14 protein-coding genes are annotated in these 22,819 nt (G+C 38.9%); 7 read left to right on the top strand and 7 right to left on the bottom strand.

The annotated features are described in order from the left end of the window. From ACF8D3_RS10910 to ata, 3 genes are all read right to left on the bottom strand, one after another. Window positions 1-2,613, bottom strand: a 2,613-nt coding sequence (locus ACF8D3_RS10910; RefSeq protein ID WP_392471492.1) for an ESPR-type extended signal peptide-containing protein, incomplete at its 3' end; no start/stop codon positions are given. A gap of 415 nt (window positions 2,614-3,028) precedes the next feature. After that, window positions 3,029-3,820 (bottom strand): OmpA family protein, encoded by a 792-nt coding sequence (locus tag ACF8D3_RS10915; protein ID WP_392471493.1) that lies wholly within the window; start codon window positions 3,818-3,820, stop codon window positions 3,029-3,031. A 60-nt stretch (window positions 3,821-3,880) separates the two neighbouring features. Continuing rightward, window positions 3,881-10,669, bottom strand: a complete 6,789-nt coding sequence (gene ata / locus ACF8D3_RS10920; RefSeq protein WP_392471495.1) for a trimeric autotransporter adhesin Ata — start codon at window positions 10,667-10,669, stop codon at window positions 3,881-3,883. 460 nt (window positions 10,670-11,129) lie between these two features. Here ata and ACF8D3_RS10925 point away from each other — a divergent pair, with 460 nt between their 5' ends. The 5 genes from ACF8D3_RS10925 to ACF8D3_RS10945 all read left to right on the top strand — a co-directional run bounded on the left by ACF8D3_RS10925 (window position 11,130) and on the right by ACF8D3_RS10945 (window position 17,275). Next, complete coding sequence (locus ACF8D3_RS10925) at window positions 11,130-11,717, top strand: 5-formyltetrahydrofolate cyclo-ligase (protein WP_007483622.1); 588 nt, start codon at window positions 11,130-11,132, stop codon at window positions 11,715-11,717. Between the two features lie 144 nt (window positions 11,718-11,861). Beyond that, on the top strand, window positions 11,862-14,291 hold the full coding sequence (gene lon, locus ACF8D3_RS10930) for an endopeptidase La (RefSeq protein WP_392471496.1): 2,430 nt from the start codon (window positions 11,862-11,864) through the stop codon (window positions 14,289-14,291). 324 nt (window positions 14,292-14,615) lie between these two features. Beyond that, a complete protein-coding gene (gene rlmH / locus ACF8D3_RS10935; RefSeq protein WP_007483624.1) occupies window positions 14,616-15,095 on the top strand; it encodes a 23S rRNA (pseudouridine(1915)-N(3))-methyltransferase RlmH in 480 nt (159 codons plus the stop codon). A 109-nt stretch (window positions 15,096-15,204) separates the two neighbouring features. After that, window positions 15,205-15,978 (top strand): class III extradiol ring-cleavage dioxygenase, encoded by a 774-nt coding sequence (locus ACF8D3_RS10940; RefSeq protein WP_061392844.1) that lies wholly within the window; start codon window positions 15,205-15,207, stop codon window positions 15,976-15,978. A 190-nt stretch (window positions 15,979-16,168) separates the two neighbouring features. Further along, window positions 16,169-17,275, top strand: coding sequence for an META domain-containing protein (locus tag ACF8D3_RS10945; RefSeq protein WP_392471499.1), 1,107 nt, complete (start codon window positions 16,169-16,171; stop codon window positions 17,273-17,275). An 88-nt stretch (window positions 17,276-17,363) separates the two neighbouring features. Here the strand turns inward: ACF8D3_RS10945 and gdhA are convergent, their stop codons facing one another. Further along, complete coding sequence (gdhA, locus tag ACF8D3_RS10950) at window positions 17,364-18,710, bottom strand: NADP-specific glutamate dehydrogenase (protein ID WP_392471500.1); 1,347 nt, start codon at window positions 18,708-18,710, stop codon at window positions 17,364-17,366. A gap of 347 nt (window positions 18,711-19,057) precedes the next feature. Then, window positions 19,058-20,254: a hypothetical protein gene (locus ACF8D3_RS10955; protein ID WP_392471501.1), complete on the bottom strand. Its 1,197-nt coding sequence runs from the start codon at window positions 20,252-20,254 to the stop codon at window positions 19,058-19,060. Between the two features lie 160 nt (window positions 20,255-20,414). On the opposite strand from ACF8D3_RS10955, the gene ACF8D3_RS10960 reads away from it, so the two are divergent. Next, entirely contained in the window at window positions 20,415-21,206 is a 792-nt protein-coding gene (locus ACF8D3_RS10960; RefSeq protein ID WP_023014016.1) for an RnfABCDGE type electron transport complex subunit B, read from the top strand. Window position 21,207: 1 nt separating this feature from the next. Further along, window positions 21,208-21,894, top strand: a complete 687-nt coding sequence (gene nth, locus ACF8D3_RS10965; RefSeq protein ID WP_004880878.1) for an endonuclease III — start codon at window positions 21,208-21,210, stop codon at window positions 21,892-21,894. Here the strand turns inward: nth and ACF8D3_RS10970 are convergent. Beyond that, complete coding sequence (locus tag ACF8D3_RS10970; protein WP_392471503.1) at window positions 21,891-22,073, bottom strand: hypothetical protein; 183 nt, start codon at window positions 22,071-22,073, stop codon at window positions 21,891-21,893. The two genes, nth and ACF8D3_RS10970, sit on opposite strands and share 4 nt — an antisense overlap. Window positions 22,074-22,133: 60 nt before the next feature. Continuing rightward, entirely contained in the window at window positions 22,134-22,787 is a 654-nt protein-coding gene (gene adk / locus ACF8D3_RS10975) for an adenylate kinase (RefSeq protein WP_004880892.1), read from the bottom strand. Window positions 22,788-22,819: the final 32 nt, after the last annotated feature.

The raw sequence follows: 22,819 nt of genomic DNA on the forward strand, positions 1-22,819 counted from the left end.
GTTCACCGCTTGGTCTGCTGTGGTGGCATCCGCAACATTGCTGATGTTGGTGTTCGCGGCATCAATACCTGTAGTCGTGATGCTTGGGCCACCTGTAATCACTAAGCCACTGTTGTCGAGCTTGCTGTTGCCTGTGGTCACGCTGTCGACACTAATATCCGATGCTAAACTTAATTGCACACCATCTGCAGTAGTAACACTGTTGATATTACTATCACCTTTAACATTGATAGTTTCTCCCAACGCATAGTTATTTGAGGTACTACCATCACCAAAATTAATGCCTTTTTGTGCTTCTGCTAGTGCTGAATTCGCTGTAGTTTGCGCAGTCGTTACGTTATTATTCGTGGTAGTTAACTGACCAAAGTTAACCGCATCACCTGATGCTGTACCTGCTGCAACATTTGTAATCTTTTGATTATTTAAATTTGCACCACCATTTAGATTACTTACTCCCGTAACACTCAATGTGCCACCAGTTGCAAGATTTCCTGCTGTAACTGTACCTGTAAATGTAGGTGCATCTACTACGCTATATTTATACGTATTCGTAGCAGCATCATAAGTTACAGTGGTATTGGTACCATCCGCTAAAGTAACTGTTTCACCTAAGCTAACTTTATCTGTAGCACCTGCATTTGCTCTAAAATTCAAACCTTTTTGTGCTTCTGTTAACGCAGAATTGGCAGTAGTTTGAGCTGCATTTGCCGATGTCTGTGCCGCATTTGCTGCATTTTGCGCAGTCGTTACGTTATTATTCGTGGTAGTTAACTGACCAAAGTTAACCGCATCACCTGATGCTGTACCTGCTGCAACATTTGTAATCTTTTGATTATTTAAATTTGCACCACCATTTAGATTACTTACACCCGTAACACTCAATGTGCCACCAGTTGCAAGATTTCCAGCTGTGACTGTTCCTGTAAATGTTGGTGCATCTACTACGCTATATTTATACGTATTCGTAGCAGCATCATAAGTTACAGTGGTATTAGTACCATCCGCTAAAGTAACTGTTTCACCTAAGCTAACTTTATCTGTAGCACCTGCATTTGCTCTAAAATTTAAACCTTTTTGTGCTTCTGTTAATGCTGAATTCGCAGTGGTTTGTGCAGCATTTGCTGCATTTTGCGCAGTCGTTACATTGTTATTCGTGGTAGTTAACTGACCAAAGTTAACCGCATCACCTGATGCTGTACCTGCTGCAACATTTGTGATCTTTTGATTATTTAGGTTTGCACCACCATTTAAATTACTTACTCCCGTTACACTTAATGTGCCACCAGTTGCAAGATTTCCAGCTGTAACTGTACCTGTAAATACAGGTGCATCAGCCATTTGAATACTAACAGTATTTCCACTTACTGACGTTTTTAAATTATTTCCAGAATAAGTTCCAGCTGTTGAGCCTGTTCCAGTAATATTTAATGTTGAACCAAGCTTGTTAGCAGAACTACCTGTATTCCCACTAAAAGTAATTGGCTTAATAACTTCATTATTTAGATTAGTTAAAGCACCTGACACAGTATTCGAGTTTACTGTTGTTCCATCTGTTTTTGTAGTTGTAAAAGTCGGTGCAGTATATACATTTGTTGATGGATCATAAGCTGCTCCTCCTCCTAAAGCTGTAGTGTTTCCAACCGCACGATTGTTTACATCTTTAAGTTGAGCCACTGTAACCGCATCTTGGTCAGCAGCACCATCAGCAACATTTTGAATACGTCTAAGATTTGTAGATGAGCCAACTGAAACAACGGAAGTAGGAGCTGTACTATTGGTAATGTAACCTGTACCAGTAGGCGCAGTTGTAGTTGAGCCTCCACCTAATGCAACAGAATTGTTAACACTAGCAACCGCTCCAGTACCTAATGCAATAGCATCTTTTATATTTGCAGAGACTTTTGCATCCACACCAAATGCAATAGATTTGTCAGCGCCAGTAGCTACTTGTGATCCTGCCATAAGAGCCGCGCTATAAGCAGCCTTAGCATCAGGACCTTGCTGGTTATAAGTAGTTCCGTTAATTGTAGTGCCATCACCACTCGAACCTAAAGCTAATGACCCCTGACCATCAGCTATTGGACTGCTATGTGTAGTAGATAAACCACTACCTATAGCGACACCACCTTTCCCATTCGACGTCACTGGATTTGCATTAAAATTTGAACCAATAACAACAGCTTGTATTGCGCTAGTACTAGCAATAACGTCATTTCCGATTACAGTAGATTGCTCTCCTTGAGCTGCAATATTTGCACCAATCGCAATAGCCTCTACTGCTGAAGCACAGGCTGTACTATTTTCATTTGCAATAGCGATTGCGGCAGCCTCTGTACCAAATCCATTCGAAGTTCTTGTACAGTTAGTTCGAGTAGTTCCCCCTCCAGCTTCATAACCAGCATAGGCAAAATCAGCAGTAAATGCCGCAAAAATAGCAAGAGTTAAAGCTTTGTAATTAAAAAAAAGATTACCTAAGCTCTGTGGTTCTTTTTGTTCTAACGAAAGAGTCTGCCCAACACTTCCACTATTTTTTGTTTTCCCTTTGGCAATTTCAGAAACCGCCACCCATACGCCTAAAGAGGCATTCCATACAACCTTATAAACCTTATTCATAATAATTTCCAAACGCAGAAAAGAAGTTACAACTTGTAGCCTTATGTATACAAGTCGGTCTACTAAGTAAAAAAATGTAATTTATTATCGAGTAAAATAACGTTTTTCTTATGAGATGTAAATCACACTTTAACCACAATACGATAACCAAAACTCACATTATAATTTTGTATTATTAAGACGTTATTTTTAATTTATTTCCATAAAAAACATGAATTAATATTTAATTTTCAGTAAAAAATAAAGTGCACTTTTCACCTAAGTTACTTTAAGAAATATTTAAAATTTGCTATTACATGACGATAATTGACAGTTTTTTACTTTTAATATTTAAAATTATTCTATTTAAGTTTGTATCAAGAAATAAAAAAAGCCAGCATCATGGCTGACTCTTTAGTTTAACTAAAAGGTAAAATTACCAATTTACATTAACGCGTCTATTTGGGGCTAAGCAATTCACAAGCTTACTCTTTGATTTACTGCTAGCACATTGCTGATATAACTCAGTTTGGCTATTGGCTTGGATTTGAATGCGATTTACATCAATACCTTCATTTACCAAAAGCTTCGCTACTGTATTCGCTCGCTGTGCTGAAAGTTGATGGTTATATGAAAATTTACCTAATGGATCAGCAAAACCTGCAACTGTAATCGGACCTGTTGAATTACTTTGCTTAATTCGCTCAGCAATTGCTGCCACAGAACTTGAACCTTGTTCGATTGCATTTGGATTCGAACGATCAAATGCAAAGAACACACTTCCTGATCTTGCTCCAGTTAAATTCGCATCATTTGGTACTTGATTGTTTGCACCCCAAGCCATTAAACCCTCACAAGCCTCTCCTTTCCAAGATAAGCGCTCAGAGAGATTTTTCTTGTCAAAGTCTACGCGTAACTGGCAACGTAAATAATCTTGGCTATTCGGCTGGCGAATATCTAACACATAGTTCCACGTTTTTACAAAAAATACGCCTTCGCTAAATTGAGGATTGCCCAAAATATATCGAATTTGATCTTTAGTTAAACCTGTATCTAAGCGTGCTACATTGTCGTATTCGTAACGTTGCACTTGTTTTAAATAGCTTTTTTCAAATGTAGGAAATTTAATCTCTTGTTGCTGATTTACGGCATCTTCTTGTGCAACTGCAACTGTTGTGCTTAAACCAACGAATGTTGCCATCATCAAAATTTGAATGTTTTTGTTCATTTCTTTACTCATCATATCTGTTAGCTAAGGAGAGCTGGCAGCTCTCCTTATTTGAAGCAATTAGTCAATAATTGTACTTACACCAATACGTACTAATGGGCTTCCCTGACTTCCTAGCGCAGCACCAGTTGTAAGTGACCAACGTCCATTGTCTGCAGTACGTCTGAACGTTACACCAACAGCATTTTGATCATTATAGTAAGCAGCACCAACAGCCATTGTTAATTTGCCTGGTACAAAAGGAGCTTGTTCCAATGCAGCTGTTGCAGCAATACCAGCAGACATTTTGTCTTCTAAATTATCAATACGTTTATTCGTATCGTAGAAAACTTGCTGTAATTGATCGCCAAGGTTATTGATCTTGTTCCCGAGATCTTGATTAGACTGATTCAATGCACCGATTGCATCATTAATATTGTTTTTACCTGTACCACCAATATCTTTAGTCGTGATTGAGCCATCAGCATTGATTGATGTATTACCACCAATACTATTTTTGATGCTTTCTGAAATGTTATGAATTTGACCACCATTCACAGCATGGTTAGAACCTGCTTTGATTTCACCGTCTTTTACGCCTTGAATGACACGGTTACCATCTTTTCCAGCCATATTGATACCTGTACCGCCCGTATCTTTACCCACTGTGATTTCACCATTTGGCTTTTGCTGCTGAACCAGACCAGACTTACCATTGTTAATGTTTTCAATGTTGTTTTGAATGTTCTGAATATCATTCGAGTTTTGGTCAACTTGCTTCTGCACATTCCACAATTGACCGCCATTCACCGCATCTTTAGAACCTTCAACAACCTTACCGTCAGCAACATTTTTCAGGTTTGTACCTTTATCACCACCATCTAAAGTCACTGAGTTTTTATCTACATTGCCGTCTTTGTCTTTATCGTACTTCACAGCATGATCAGACAAATCACCGATCTGTTTACCTATTTGATCTTTAACATCACTGATTTGCTTATCAAGCTGACCTTTGTTAACTGCATCTTTTGCATCAACGCCATCAGCAACATTGGTAATTTTCTTAGTACCTGCATCGATACCATTGATCGTGATACTTGGCCCACCTTTAATGGTTAAACCATTATTGTTGAGTACTGTATTACCTGTTGTAATGCTGTCAAATTTAGCATCTTTTAATAGCTCAATTTTCACGCCATCTTCAGTGGTACGAGTAATGATATTTTCACCGCTAGTTTTGTCTTCAGCAGTATCAGCGTCTGCACCACCAACGATATTCAATGTATCGCCGAGCTTACGATGTACTGATTTTCCACCTGATGCTTTTTGATCATTTGCACCAAAGTTTAAACCTTTGTTAGTCAGATCATTGACGCCATTGGTTACTTTATCATCCACAGATTTAATCGCGTCATTGATGTTATTTTTACCAGTACCACCAATGTTATTGGTCGTAATACTACCGTCTGGATTAACAGTCGTGTTGCCACCAATGCTGTTTTTGATGCTCTCAGAAATATTCTGAATCTGACCACCATTAACAGCGTCTTTTGAACCATTCGCGATTGCACCATCAGCAACATTAGTAATTTTCTTATTACCTGCATTGATGCCATCTTTGGTGATACTTGCACCGTCTTTAATGGTTAAACCATTGTTATTAAGAACGCTATCACCCGTCGTGATGCTGTCTAAAATTAAGTCTTTCTTGGTCGAAACCTCATAGTTAGCACTACCATCTTTATTGGTGGTCTCTTTAACAACAATATTGTCGCCTTCAGTCACCGTTGTTTTGGCTTTGATTGCAGAGTCTTTCACTTCAGCAATCGCATCATTGATATTATGCTTACCCGTACCACCAATGTTGTTGGTTGTAATACTACCGTCAGGATTAACCGTAGTATTACCACCGATACTGTTCTTGATGCTATCAGCAATATTATGAATCTGACCGCCATTTACAGCTTCTTTTGAGCCCGCTGAGATGTGACCATCTTTAACGTTATCTAAAGTGGTTCCATCCTTACCTTGCAACGTCACTTTATCTTTAGATTTTGGATCGTCGTATTTTACAGCTGAATCATCGCTATCTTTTTGCTTCGCAGCAAGTTCATCTAGTTGACCTTTATTTACTGCGTCTTTACCATTTACACCATCGGCAACATTAGTAATGGCTTTGTTACCTGCGTTGATGCCATCTTTGGTAATACTTGCACCATCTTTAATGGTTAAACCATTATTATTAAGTACACTATCACCTGTTGTGATGCTATCAAATTTCGCATCTTTCAATAATTCGATTTGAATACCATCTTTTGTAGTACGCGTAATGACATTTTCACCGCTGGTTTTATCCGTAGGCGTTGCTGCATCTACTCCACCCACGATATTTAATTTATCACCCAACTTACGATGAACATCTGAACCCGTATTGCCTGCAAAATTGAGACCTTTATTCTCTAACTCTGTCTTGGTGCTATCAATCTTGCTATTCAGTTCAGTTTTAGCGTTATTGATCGTGTTGTTTAACTCAGTCTTGGTATCTGTAATCTGAGTGGTTAACTGATCTTTAGTATCATTCAACTTGTTGTTGGTATCCTTAATTTGGTTACCCAAGTCTTGCTTTGTGTCATCCAATTTTTTATTGGTATCGACAATCTGATTACCTAGATCTTTTTTCGCATCGTCTAACTTGCTATTGGTATCAGTAATCTTGCCATCTAAACCATCTTTAACTTTGGTCAGTTGGTCAACATTCACTGCATCTTTACCATTCACACCATCCGCAACATTAGTAATGACTTTATTACCTGCATTGATACCGTCTTTGGTAATGCTTGCACCATCTTTGATGGTTAAGCCATTATTGTTTAATACGCTGTCGCCTGTTGTGATGCTATCAAATTTCGCATCTTTCAATAATTCGATTTGAATACCATCTTTTGTGGTGCGCGTAATGACATTTTCACCGCTGGTCTTATCCGCAGGCGTTGCTGCATCTGCTCCACCCACGATATTTAATTTATCACCCAACTTACGATGAACATCTGCACCTGCATTGCCTGCAAAACTCAAACCTTTATCAGTTAAATCGTTAACACCATTGGTTACTTTGTCATCTACAGATTTAATCGCATCATGGATGTTATTTTTGCCAGTGCCACCAATGTTATTCGTTGTGATGCTACCGTCTGTATTAACAGTCGTGTTGCCACCGATGCTGTTTTTGATGCTGTCAGAAATATTTTTAACTTGACTACCATTCACTGCATCTTTCGAACCGTTGGTAATTGCGCCATCCGCAACATTGCTGATGACCTTATTAGCTGCATTGATACCATCTTTGGTAATGCTTGCACCATCTTTAATGGTTAAACCGTTGTTATTAAGTACACTATCACCTGTTGTGATGCTATCAAATTTCGCATCTTTCAATAATTCGATTTGAATACCATCTGTTGTAGTACGCGTAATGACATTTTCACCGCTAGTTTTATCCGCAGGCGTTGCTGCATCTGCTCCACCCACGATATTTAATTTATCACCCAACTTACGATGAACATCTGCACCCGTATTACCTGCAAAATTGAGACCTTTATTCTCTAACTCTGTCTTGGTGCTATCAATCTTGCTATTCAGTTCAGTTTTAGTGTTATTGATCGTGTTGTTTAACTCAGTCTTGGTATCTGTAATCTGAGTGGTTAACTGATCTTTAGTATCATTCAACTTGTTGTTGGTATCCGTGATTTGGTTACCCAAGTTTTGCTTTGTGTCATCCAATTTTTTATTGGTATCAACAATCTGATTACCTAGATCTTTTTTCGCATCGTCTAACTTGCTATTGGTATCAGTAATCTTGCCATCTAAACCATCTTTAACTTTGGTCAGTTGGTCAACATTCACTGCATCTTTACCGTTCACACCATCCGCAACATTGCTGATGACTTTATTACCTGCATTGATACCGTCTTTGGTAATGCTTGCACCATCTTTAATGGTTAAACCATTATTATTTAATACGCTGTCACCTGTCGTGATACTGTCAAATTTCGCATCTTTTAACAATTCGATTTGGATACCATCTGCTGTGGTACGGGTAATAACATTTTCACCGCTGGTTTTGTCTTCTGCTGTTGCTGCATCTACTCCACCCACGATATTTAATTTATCACCCAACTTACGATGAACATCTGCACCCGTATTGCCTGCAAAATTGAGACCTTTGTTTTCCAATTCTGTCGTGGTGTTGTCAATCTTGGTATTGAGTTCGGTTTTAGTGTTATTGATCGTGTTGTTTAACTCAGTCTTGGTATCTAAGATCTGAGTGGTTAATTGATCTTTAGTATCATTCAACTTGTTGTTGGTATCCTTAATTTGGTTACCCAAGTCTTGCTTTGTGTCATCCAATTTTTTATTGGTATCGACAATCTGATTACCTAGATCTTTTTTGGTGCTATCAATTTTCTGATTCAAGTTCGTAATGTTTTGCGTATTTTGACTGACACGCGTATCAACATTTTTAAGCTGACGTACAGTAACCGCATCAGAATCAGCAGAACCATCTTCAACATTCGTAATACGGCGCTCTTTACCAGCAGAACCAACTGAGATAACACCATTTGACATTGAAGCATCACGATTGGTTAGGAAAGAACTTCCTGTTGCTTCTGTTGCGATAGCATCTTGTCCTAATGCCACACTATTTTCTGCATCAACACGGCTACGCGCACCTAAAGCCACACCACCTACAACCAGTGATTGAGCACCTTGACCTACAGCAACCGCATTTTCTTGATCGGCAATTGATCCCCCGCCAATCGCCGCTGAATTTTTACCTGTTGCTTTCGCACCACCGCCTACAGCTGCAGCATTTTTATTACTTGCTTCCGTATCTTTACCAATTGCAGCCGCATTATCACCAGTTGCCTGAGCACCACTACCAATCGCAGCTGCACCATTTCCAGTCGCTTTCGCACCTTCACCTGGTTTATTACCTGAACCTATCGCAGTGGAGTTTTTACCTAATGCCAATGAGTTAATCCCCATTGCAGCAGCACCATCACCTGTTGCTTGTGAAACTGCACCAAATGCAGCAGCGCCTTTACCAGATGCATTAGCCATTACGCCAAAAGCTGATGAAGCATCACCTGTTGCTTTTGAAGTCATACCAAATGCAGATGAGAATGCACCAGTAGCTACCGCCTGAGTGCCGACCGCAGTTGAGCCATGATTTGCTTCAGTTGTTGGATAACGGCCCGCTTTTAATACGCCACCTGTAATATCAGTATAGGTTTTGCTAAGTTCTGCATCTTGTGCAATTTTATCAACATCATCGCCACCAATCGCAACAGAAGAATTACCACGTGCAATAACATCAGCGCCAATTGCGATAGATTGATCACCAATTGCTTTTGTTTGATCGCCAATTGCAATTGATTGGTTGCTATATCCTGGACGCAAGCCTGAAGCACCTTGTGTTGACGCATTACGACCTATTGCAATATCACCTTGACCAACAGTATTTGAACTTGCACCCATTGAAATAGCACCAGTTCCAGCTGCTTTAGCATTTGCACCAAGTGCAACCGAATTCCAGTCCGTCGCATTCGCTGCACTTCCGACCGCTGTTGCATCACGCCCTGCCGCAGTTGCATTTACTCCAACCGCAATCGCATTGCGCCCTGTAGCACCATCATTTTCAAAATTACCACCTTGAGTCCCTCTATCATTGATACTGACATAATGAGAACGTGCGGCTTTTAATTGCCCCACAGTAGCAGCATCGGAATCAGCAGCACCATCTGCAACATTTTGGATACGACGTTCCGCACCAACACCACCTACTGATAAAACACCCGTTGGCGCTGCTTGCTTTGTTAAAAAGCTTTCACCTGTTGCTTGAGTTGCTTTTGAGTCTTTACCAAGTGCAATACTATTCTCAGCATCTGAACGCGCACCCTTACCAATTGCAACACCACCTTCGTGAGCTGCTTCAGCTTGATCACCAATCACAACGGCATTGTCTTTGTTTGCTTTTGCACCAGTACCAATCGCAACTGACTTTTTCCCCGTAGAAGCTGAAAATGCCCCAATCGCTAATGAATTTTCTTGAGTTGCAACCGCACCGCCACCAAATGCAATCGAGTCTTTACCCGTTGCTTTCGTTGCCATGTTAGGTTGATATGAAGCACCTGCTTGTCCAGCAACAGAACCAGCATTTTCAATATCAGGAGAACCTATTGCAATTGAACGATAGCCTTCAGCCGTTGCTGAGTGACCAATTGCCAAAGAACCTTTACCAGTAGCAGCGGCTACGTTACCAATCGCTTGAGCAAAATCAGCCGTAGCTGCCGACTGACGACCAATCGCAAGAGACGTATTTCCTTTTGACAAAGCTGCCGTACCAATTGCTACACCTGCAATATCAGTCGTAGTAGCATAAGAACCAATCGCTGTACCAAAATTATTTTGAGTGGTCGCGCCAGTGCCTAAACTAATTGAACCACCTTGTTTTTGTGCACCTGCAAATGCACCAGTTGAATTATTATATGGATTTTGACGATTTGCGATATTTGAGATACCAGTTCCTTGAGTCTGCGCCCCACAACCAATTGCAATATCTCGGCTACCAGAAGTATTCGCTGTACCCTCACCACATCTGTCTCCAGAAATTGATGTTCCTGAACCTGAGCCGCCTCCAATATTTGTAGCAGCAAATGCAGTAGGAGAAAAACTAATTGCACCAACCAAAACCGCAGCTGATAAATTGAGAATTTTTGATTTGGTTTTTGTTTTACTTTTTGCAAGTTCAGAAGTTGCAACCCACGCTCCAAGAGAAGCATTCCAAACCACTTTATATACTTTATTCATAAAAATTCTCAGATAATTACTACAGTTATTGATGGTCTAAAAATGCGAAACTGCATTTTTAGTGTCGCCGCTAAAAAAAGAGCGGCGGATGCTAATCAAACCGAGTAATCTGGTAAAGAATATACAAATGTATATAATTTAAATGTGAGACACATTTCTCATATTCTAAAAATAAATAAAAATATAAATCATTGATTTAAATTAATAAAAAACCAAAATGTTTCAAATTGTTTTCTTTTGTTTTTATTTCATGAATGACACAACAAATAGAATAATAACTCTAATAAATTAATAATTTTTACATATAAAACAAAATATTAAATAAATCAAATGGTAAAATAAATTAACAAAACATCACAGACCAAAAGATTAATTCCACACATAAAAATCATCATTTTGTTTTAAATATTTTGGAACAAATCGAGTATGATTTAGAGGAGTAAATGATGTTTGAACCCGTATGAACAGCAGTTTAAAATTACTAAGAAAACAACTTCGCTTAAAAAGAAAACTGATTACGCCTATTCAACATAAACAAATCGAACAACAAGTATTAAATCAATTGAGATACTGTCCTCAATTTAAATCATCTAAAAAAATCGGATTGTATTTACACGCTTTTGGTGAAATACATACACGAAAAATAATTGGGCTATGCTTTAAACAAAAGAAGCAAGTATATTTACCGATGATTTGCTCGATGAACCAAAACCTTGTTTGGGTAAAAATCAGTGCAAATCAATATCTCAATAAGCGTTTCTCTCACCATCCGCTTGGTATGAAAGAGCCTATGGCAACGCGCGGACAACATATATCTAAATTAGATTTACTGGTGATGCCGCTATTAGCATGTGATCATTTCGGAACAAGAATCGGTATGGGAGGTGGTTTTTATGATCGTACTTTGGCAACAGCACCACATCAGCCTTTTCGACTGGGTCTCGCGCATTCATTTCAATATATAAATGAACCTTTATTTAGACAGAAATGGGATCAGCCGCTAAATGCCTTACTGACTCCTGAAAAAATTTATTACTTCAAGTCTTAGTCTCTAATTTCTATGAATTTGTAGGCGAAAGTCGACCAATTTAGTCTTTTTTTTATAATTTCTCTTGTAAAACCCTTGTAATTTTTGAAATGCACATCACTATAAAAAACATGGCAACACCGTTGTCACTCATTAGGAGTGCCCATGTCTGAATATATTATGAATAATGAAACAAGCTTAGAGCCGCAGGTTCCAAGTGTATTACCACTATTAGCGTTACGTGATGTTGTGGTGTATCCACACATGCAAATCGCGCTATTCGTGGGTCGTGAAAAATCGATCAATGCAGTGGATGTGGCTCGTAACAGTGACAATTTAGTATTTGTAGTTGCGCAAAAAGATTCGCTTACAGAAGAAATTGATCACGATAATCTCTATCAATATGGAACCGTGGCTAAAATCGTACAAGTTGTGAATCATGAAAATGATGAAAACTGTATTAAAGTGCTGATCGAAGGCTTACACCGTTCTAAGTTAGAGCGCATTATCGATGGCGAAGAATATCTGACAGCAGAGCATCATTTAAGCCCAATGAATGTTCCATTGGATAAAGAAGCACAAGAGACTCGCTTAAATGAATTACGTACTCTATTTGCTCAATATGCAGAAGCAAAATTACGTAATGCGCGTGAACTTGTTGCAGCTGCAAATAAAATCGAAGACTTATTACAACTTATGTTCTTCGTGGCGACTCGTGTGCCTTTAAATATTGAAGTGAAACAAAAGTTTTTAGAACACGACGAATTTGAAGCTCATCTACAAGAGTTGATGAATTATTTGATGAATCAATCTGCTGAACAGCAAATTGAACAAACGTTACATGACAGCGTAAAACGTCAAATGGAAAAGAACCAACGTGAATACTTTCTAAATGAGAAAATGAAAGTCATTCAACGTGAACTTTCCGATATGAATGGCGGTGCTGAGGATGATGTAGCTGAGATTGAAAAACGTCTTGCAGAAGCTGATCTACCTGAGCATGTACGCAAAAAAGCTGATGCTGAATTCCGTAAGCTCAAAGCGATGCAACCCGCTTCAAGTGAGGCTGCTGTTGTTCGCAACTATTTAGAAGTCATTCTAGATACTCCTTGGAATAAGGCGAGCAAAGTTAGTATCAACTTGGCGAAAGCTCAAGAAATTCTAGATACGGATCATTACGGCTTAGATGACGTTAAAGATCGTATTGTTGAATATCTTGCAGTTCAGTCTCGTGTGAAGAAACTGAAAGGTCCTATCCTTTGCTTAGTTGGTCCTCCAGGCGTGGGTAAAACATCACTTGGTGAGTCAGTTGCCAAAGCAACAGGCCGTGAGTTTGTTCGTATGGCACTTGGTGGTGTCCGTGATGAAGCTGAAATCCGTGGTCATCGTCGTACCTATATCGGTGCGATGCCGGGTAAAATTGTGCAATCTTTGACAAAAGTTGGTGTAAAGAACCCACTGTTCTTACTCGACGAAATCGACAAGATGGCGCAAGACTACCGTGGTGATCCTGCTTCTGCATTACTTGAAGTGCTCGATCCATCACAGAACAGTAAATTCAATGATCACTATTTAGACCTTGATCTTGATCTGTCAGAAGTGATGTTCATCTGTACTGCAAACAGTATGAATATTCCTGAAGCTTTATTGGACCGTATGGAAGTGATTCGTCTACCGGGTTATACCGAAGATGAAAAAGTAAATATTGCTGAGCGCTATCTTGTTCCAAAAGCAATCAAGAATAATGGTCTACGTGCCAAAGAATTGACTGTTCATGAAGAAGCAATTCGTGACATCGTACAACGTTATACACGCGAAGCAGGTGTTCGTAGCCTAGAGCGTGAAGTATCGAAAATTGCACGTAAAGTTGTTAAAGAAGCGGTGAGCAAGAAGTCTAAAAACTTACAAGTTGATGTGACTTCTGCAAATCTTCCAGAATACCTAGGTCCACATAAGTTTGACTTTGGTATGGCAGAAGATGAAGCACAAGTTGGTCGTGTAAATGGTTTAGCTTGGACTTCTGTAGGTGGTGAATTACTTACGATTGAAGTTGCTGCGGTAAAAGGTAAAGGTAAATTCATTACGACGGGTTCTCTCGGTGATGTAATGAAAGAGTCGATTACCACTGCAATGACTGTGGTACGTACCCGCGCTGATGATCTAGGTATCGAAGCTTCTCGTTTTGATGAGACCGATGTACATGTGCATTTACCTGAAGGTGCAACACCAAAAGATGGTCCATCTGCTGGTTTAGCCCTGACCACTGCCCTTGTATCAGCATTTACTGGCATTCCAATTCGTCCAGATATTGCAATGACAGGTGAAACAAGTCTTGGCGGTCGTGCAATGCGTATCGGTGGTTTAAAAGAGAAACTTCTTGCAGCACACCGTGGTGGCATTAAGCTCGTATTTATCCCGCAAGATAACGTACGTGATTTGGCTGAAATTCCTGACAATGTCAAAGAAGGCTTAGAAATCAAAGCGGTGAAGAGCATTGATGAAATCTTACCTTTAGCATTAACAGACACGCCAAAGCCTTTGCCAAAAACACCTATTGTAAAACCAGTAGAAGATGCAAAAGCAGCGCGTCACTAAAAATCAGTACTATATAAAAAAGAGAGCTTAGGCTCTCTTTTTTTGTTACATAATCAGGTTGAAAAATGATCAATTTATTGCATAATAAAATAGAGTCAATAAAAAGAAAGGCTAAATTCTGACTCTTAAACTAATTTTAGTGTTATCTGAACTCCAGACGGATAACACTTTAATCGCAGCTCATACACATTTTGAGCTGCGTTTTTTATGTGGAAGCATAAACCATGATTCTGAAGTTTTTATGACAAGTAAACATTCAATTAAACCGCCATGAAACAAGTTGAATGTTTATAATGTCTCTATATTTTCCACATTACTTTTTTTATGAAAATTCGAATTCTCACCATTGGTCAAAAAATGCCTGCATGGGTACTTACTGGATTTGAAGATTACTTCAAACGTATCCAACCTTTTGTACAAACACAGGTCATTGAATTGCCTATGGCTAAAAGAGGTAAAAATGATTCTGAAGCAGATATTTTAAAATACTGCCAAATCGAAGGTGAAAGTATCTTAAATGCACTAAAACCTAATGAAACACTCATTGCACTTGAAGTCGGTGGACGCGAGCTGAGTACGGAAAAACTCGCCGACACCATGAAACAATGGATGCTTGAAGGCAATGACGTTGCGCTTGCAATCGGCGGACCTGATGGTCATTCAGATGCCGTTCGTAAAGCTGCGGCTTGGCATTGGTCTTTATCAAAACTAACCATGCCTCACCCAATGGTGCGTATTTTGTTGATTGAGCAACTTTATCGGGCAATGAGTATTAACCATAATCACCCTTATCACCGTGCATGACTTAAGCCAAATTGTTCTGATTATAGAACAATCTGTTGAAGTTTAACGGCTGTCATTCTCCCGCTGATTTTGTCACGATAGTGATGTAATTCCAATCAGGTGCTTATTTATGAATTTCCAGACTTTACCCGGATTATTTATTTCTCATGGTTCACCCATGCTTGCACTTGATCCAGAACAAGTAGGCCCTGCTTTATATCGCTTAAGCATCAACCTACCAAAACCCCAAGCCATTATCGTGATGTCAGCACATTGGGAAAGTCAGGCATTGGAAGTCAGTACTTCTTCCAGACCACAAACGTGGCATGATTTCCGTGGCTTCCCACCTGAGTTATATGAAATTCGTTATCCTGCGGCTGGTTCAGCGACTTTAGCAGAAAAAATACTGAGTTTATTTGCTGATGCTGGTATTGCTGCACATGCTAACAGCACACGACCACGCGATCATGGTGTATGGATGCCATTACTGCATATGTACCCTGATGCAGATATTCCTGTCATTGAAATCTCCCTTCCAATCAAAATGACTGCAGACGAGATTTACAAAATTGGGCAAGTATTAGCACCATTAAGGGAACAACAAATTTTATTAATTGGTTCAGGCAGTATCACACACAACTTAGCAGAACTCTCATGGCATGCAGATGCAGACGTTCCTTTTTGGGCAAGTAATTTCCGTAATACTGTTGTGAGTAAACTCAGCCATCAAGATTATGATGCAGTACTTAATTGGCCAGAGCTGCCCTATGTTCAACGTAATCATCCAACGCTTGAGCACTTCGCACCATTGTTCTTTGCTATGGGGACAGGTGTTCGATTTAGTATTGTACATAGCAGCTTTTCGATGGGTTCTCTGGGTATGGATATTTATCGTTTCGATTAAATTGATTATTTTATCAACCACTCTAAAATAGGTTTGCTTTAAATAGAGCAAACCTACAAATCTCCTTTATTTATCTTAAACTTACAAATAAATACATTTAACACACTTAATCCATAAATGGATTGCATTTTCTTTTTTTAAGAATGATTTAAGCTTATTACTGTTTATTTTTAACTGTTGTTTTTTAAATATGAAAATTAAATATTTGGTTCTCGCTTTGCTTCCGCTTTCATTAATGGCTTGTCAAACAGTACAAAACGTTAGTGATAACGTAATTAATCAAATTAACACGAATGCTGCGAAAAACTTAACTGAATATAATTGGACATATCAAAGTTCTAAAGCATCTAAACCTTTAGTGCTATCTTTTAGCCAAGATCAAAAACTTTCAATCCAAACTGGCTGTAATAATCAAGGTGGTACGTGGAAAGTTGAAGGCAACAGCATTGTTGTTTCGCCACTTGTATCGACAATGATGGCTTGTGCAGATGACTTAATGCAACAAGAACGCCTATCTTCTAATATTTTCAGCGAGAAAAAAGTACCATTTGCAATCAGCACTTTAAATGGTGAAGCGATCTTGACTGTAACTGATAGTAAAGGTCAAAAACACGTATTTGCAGGTACTAAAGTGGAAAGTAATAACGTATTAACAAATTATACTTGGTCATATCAGCCAGCTGAGACAAAACGTCCAATCGTATTGAATTTCTTGGCAAATGACCGTCTCTCTGTAGATACAGGTTGTAACCGCCTTAATACCTCTTGGAAAGTTGAAAATGGTCAAATCATTACTGGTGATGGTGCATCAACATTAATGGCATGTGATCCTGCATTAATGAAACAAGAGCAATTTGCTGGTGAATTATTAACAAAAGGAAAAATTCCTTTCGAAGTGAATACAACTGATTTACACGCACCAAGCATGACACTGACAGATACAAAAGGTCAAGAATATACTTTTGTTGGTAAAATGACCCCTGAAACTAAATACCAATCTGAAGGTAAGACTGTTTTCTTGGAAATCGCACCAGAAACTAAATCATGTGTAGGTGTTGCTCCACAAACTTGTATGCAAGTACGTGAAGTAAAATATGACGACAAAGGCATCAAAACTTATGCAGATAAAAACTGGTCATTGTATTACGGCCAAATCGAAGGTTTTGAGCACAATCCAAATCAACGTGTAATCGTTCGTGTTAAACGTTTTGATATTAAAAATCCTGCTGCTGATCAATCTAGCATTGCAGATGTATTAGATATGGTTGTTGAACAAGAAATTGTGAAAAAACCATAATCGTATTCTAGTAATAAAAAATCCGATGCTTTAGCATCGGATTTTTTATGGAAAGCCTTATTTATTAAACAGGGTTTGAGAGGGGTTCTTAATAAATGCCCTGCCCCAATATCGCATCTGCAACTTTCACAAAACCAGCTATGTTCGCACCATCAACATAGTTAATTGTGCCATCTTCCTGCGTACCATACTTGACACAGTTTCGATGAATCTCTTTCATAATCGCATGCAAACGCTCATCGACCTGCTCAAAAGACCAACCTAAGCGATTCGCATTTTGAGACATCTCCAAACCAGATGTCGCGACACCACCTGCATTTGATGCTTTACCTGGTGCATATAAAATCTTCGCCTCAACGAATTTTTCAACGGCTTCAAGTGTAGATGGCATGTTTGCCCCTTCCGCTACACAAATCACACCGTTAGCAAGTAATGCTGCTGCATCCTCACCATTTAATTCATTCTGAGTGGCACATGGCAAAGCAATATCAACAGGAATATGCCACGGTGTTTGTCCTTCGAAATATTCAAATCCGTGTTTCGAAGCAAACTCTGAAATACGTCCACGTTTGACATTTTTCAGCTCCATCACCTCATCTAAAAGTTCTTTACTGAAGCCATTTTTCAAATACACAGTACCATTTGAGTCAGAGAGAGTCACAACTTTTGCACCGAGGAACATCGCTTTTTCTGCTGCGAACTGCGCCACATTTCCTGAGCCAGAAACTGAAACTATTTTACCTACGAAATTATCACCACGCGTTTTCAACATTTCTTCAGCGAAATAAACCGTACCATAACCCGTTGCTTCAGGACGAGCGAGAGAACCACCAAATGAAATACCTTTACCTGTAAACACACACGAAGTGTCATTGCTTAGTTTTTTCATCATGCCCGTCATATAACCGACTTCGCGTCCACCAACACCAATATCTCCTGCTGGAATATCCGTATTTGAACCCAAATGACGATATAACTCGAACATCAATGCTTGGCAAAAACGCATGATCTCAGCTTCAGACTTACCCTTTGGATCAAAGTCAGAACCGCCTTTACCACCACCCATCGGCAAAGTAGTTAACGCATTTTTGAAGGTTTGCTCAAAACCTAAAAATTTTAGAATTGATAAATTCACAGATGGATGAAAACGCATACCACCTTTATATGGGCCAATTGCTGAGTTATATTGCACGCGGAATCCACGATTGACATGCACTTGCCCTTGATCATCCATCCAAGATACGCGGAACTGAATCACTCGTTCGGGTTCAATCAGTCGTTCTAAAAGACCATGTTCAGCATATTTTGGATTTTTCTGTATAAATGGCCACAAGCTTGTCATTACTTCTTCAACAGCTTGTAGAAATTCAGGTTGATGTGGATCTCTTGCTTCAACATAAGCAAAGAAGTCACTTAAACTGCTGTATTTCAACACTCACCCCCGACACAATGATTCATTATGGTGCTAAAAATGCACCAAAAAGAATATCTCACAAATTGGCGATACTTTGCTATTAGGCATGAGTATAGTTTTTCTAATTTTTAAAATTTATTTATATTTATCAATAAAATATTTAAATAAATATTCATTATTTATATTATAAATACCAAATTAAAAACTATAAAATTCAAATAAAATTATTAAATAGCACCAAAAACAACCAAAAATAGCACTATTATTAATCAAAAAAGAAAGGATGAATGACAATTCTAGGCTCAATAGCTTAAGGAATTTTGCCTAGCATTTTCAAAACAATGTCTCTGTTTTAATTACTTCTCACTTTAGCTTTCAAAAGGCTGCCCAAACAATACAACCAATAAACACAGGATTCCAACGCACAGTGAAAACACAAACTTGGCTTTAGCTATTCGGAAATGTACCCACATTGAACTCAAACATTGAAAAAAGTAATACAGTGCAAAACCTTTAGATGCAAAGCTAATAATTTCAAAAATATCGAATGACCAAACTAAAACAATGCACGCAGCGGCTATGAAAACATAAGCAACTTTTACAGATACTCTTTGTTGCGAAACTTCATTAACTAGCCCCCCATTTCCAGCAAAATCTGCTAATGCAGCACTGAGTTGACTCGTTACCGCAGCAATAAATAGGAAAATAGGTGCACCCCAAAACACATACTTTGCAATATCAATCACAGATGTATCTGAGATTTCGCCACTAAGCGGATGTAATTGAAAAACCAGACTAAACAATAGAATGAAAATGATATAAATGCCTGTACTCAATAACTGCGCATTACGCATACTTTTCACTCTAATTTCTGCTGAATACTCTTTTCCTAAATAACGACTGGTTTCAAAGCCCTGAATCATAATGAGTAAACCCATAATGATTGGAATATGCTTCATATCAAAGCTATAAGGTACATGACTGGGAGCTTGATGATCTAAATTGAAAAACAACAAAGCACACAGAAAAACAGTAATGATGCTCAACTTAATATTTACAGCAAAGATCTCAATTTTTTCGAGTATTTTAAATCCTCGGAAATAACCAAAGAATGCCATTAATAGTAGAACCACTGTCGTGATGATCTGTGTTGTTCCTGAAAATTGAATGGAAAAAATTCTGACAATAAATGATGAAAACAAATACAAATAATAGGTGACTGAAAGTACATACGCTGCGGTTAACGCAATGTCGCTTAAACGCTCAATCTGTAATAAGTGACGATCTTGTTGAGCAGCCAAGTTAGGTTCAACGTGCTGAATATTCCAACGAATAATTTGACCAATTGAGTACGCAAATACGCATAAAGTCACCATCACATAAATTGCATAATGACCACTTAAATCATTCAATAAAGGTGCTGCGATCAGAAAACCACTACCAATGATTGATGCCAATGGCGTTACTGTTGCACGCCACACAGGTTTATTTCTTATTTTTGGATGAGACAGCCCCCATACCACAAGTATGGCTAACGCACCCCAAATTATTGTTACGATTGGCATAAAAATCCGCTTTACGGCACTTAAATATTATTCAATTCCATTCTAATCAAGAAATCTTAAAAGCTGTACAGAAATCAAATCTAATCAACTGAGAAAGTTATCTTGACCCTATGCTGTTTTTTCTTCATCATCGCTGTCGTTTTAACAAGTTGTTGGTTCTATGGACGCCTCTATCGCACTCATTCGTGAAATTGATGCATTACTTCCGCAAACACAATGTGGTTTGTGCGGGCACCGTGATGGATGCTTGCCGTATGCAAAATCGATTGCTGAAGGCGAGGAAGCGAATAAATGTGTTCCGGGTGGACAACCTGTGGCTGATGCATTGGCAACACTTTTAAAACGCCCTGTATTGATCGCTGAACCAAGTGTTTGGGATATTCAATCAGATGGACGTCCGCAGCAAATGAAAGCGGTAATCCGTGAAGATGAATGCATTGGCTGTACTAAATGTATTAGTGCCTGCCCTGTTGATGCAATTATTGGCAGTGGTAAGCTCATGCATACCATTTTGACCGACCTGTGTACAGGTTGTGAACTTTGCATTCCACCATGTCCTGTTGACTGTATTGATCTAGTTGAGGATACAGCTCCAGTTGCTAACGACGAGCAGCGGATCAAAGTACAAGATGATCTCAGACATCGCTACTATGCACATATTCAACGCGAAGAAAAACATCGAATTCATCGTAAAGGCCCGATTGTACGTGCTGAAATTGATGCTGCATTTTTTGCGAAATTCTCCCAAGAACTCAATAATGTCCCAGCAATTACCTTGACTGAAAAAGTGGCTGAAACTCCAGCTTTGGATGCAAAGACCACGATTGAGTTAGCAAAACTGCGTACACAGATCAAAAAGTTGGAAAAGCAGCTCAGCGTACGTGCAGATGAGAAAAAACAACTGCAACTGATTGAATTACAACAGCGCTTAAACGAATTGCTGGAGGGTTAACATGTCAACTAAAAATATGACCAAAAAGCAAATTCAAATCTTTTTTGAACGGTTGCGTGAACAACGACCAAATCCTCAAACAGAATTAAACTACACATCTCCATTTGAATTGCTCATCGCAGTGATGCTTTCTGCTCAGGCAACAGATGTCAGTGTCAATAAAGCCACCGATAAACTATACCCGATTGCCAATACGGCACAAAGTATTCTCAATTTGGGTGTGGATGGCTTAAAAGAATATATAAAAACCATTGGTTTATATAACTCCAAAGCGGAAAATGTGATTAAGACTTGCCGTATCTTGGTTGAACAGTATCAAGGACAAGTGCCTGAAACACGTAAAGAACTTGAAGCATTGCCGGGTGTGGGGCGAAAAACTGCCAATGTTGTGCTCAATACTGCATTTGGCCAGCCGACCATGGCAGTGGATACGCATATTTTCCGTGTTGGTAATCGCACAGGTTTAGCAGTAGGAAAAAATGTTCTCGAAGTTGAACATCGTTTAGTTAAAGTGATTCCCAAAGAATTTATTATTGATTCACATCATTGGCTAATCTTGCATGGACGCTATTGCTGTATCGCACGTAAACCAAAATGTGGCGAATGTATTGTCTCAGATGTCTGTAATTGGCCAGATCGTTTTGAGTTTGGTGCGGCTAAAATGATTAAAACAAAAAACCTCAGTTAGTCCTGAGGTTTTTTTTGCTGTTGTAACTTAGGATGGAGTTGGCGAGCTTTACCATACTTCTTATTTTCTAATGCTTGCTGTTTTTGCACATGACGCAGCATTTTTTGGCTTTGGTATAATAAAAATAACAGCAAAATAAAACTTAAAATCACCGCAATGATCAATACGATTTTTAACATTTGCTTTCTCCAAAATAAAAAGAGCCCTTGTCAGAGCTCCTTATTAATCTACAACTTAGATTATTTATCTAAAATTGCAAATAAATCTTTTTGAACTTCGTCGATTGCACGTAAGCCATTTAACTTATCGTAAGTTGGCGCATTTTCACCAGAAGCAGCACGACCTTGGTAGAATCCAACAAGTTGCTCAGTTTCGCTATGATAAGAACCTAAACGCTTACGGATTGTTTCTTCTTGATCATCAGGACGTTGTACAAGCTCTTCACCAGTCTCGTCATCTTTACCTTCCACTTTTGGTGGATTATAAACGATGTGATATACGCGACCAGATGCTGGATGTTGACGACGACCAGACAAACGTTGAACGATCTCTTCATCAGGAACATCAATTTCAATCACGTGATCAATTGAAATACCAGCTGATTCTAATGCTTCAGCTTGTGGAATCGTACGAGGGAAACCGTCAAAGATACAACCGTTTACGCAGTCTGGTTGAGCAATACGCTCTTTTACCAAACCGATAATTAATTCGTCTGATACTAAACCACCTGACTCCATAACGCTTTTCGCTTTTAAGCCAAGATCAGTACCTTCACGAATTGCAGCACGGAGCATATCACCGGTTGAAATTTGTGGGATATTGTAGCGCTTACAGATCAACTGAGCTTGAGTACCTTTGCCTGCCCCAGGTGGTCCGAGTAAAATAATGCGCATAAAGAACATCCTCATTTAAAAACAATAAATCT

The sequence above is a fragment of the Acinetobacter sp. YQ_14 genome, from assembly GCF_043102985.1.
GTDB classification, from domain to species: domain Bacteria; phylum Pseudomonadota; class Gammaproteobacteria; order Pseudomonadales; family Moraxellaceae; genus Acinetobacter; species Acinetobacter venetianus.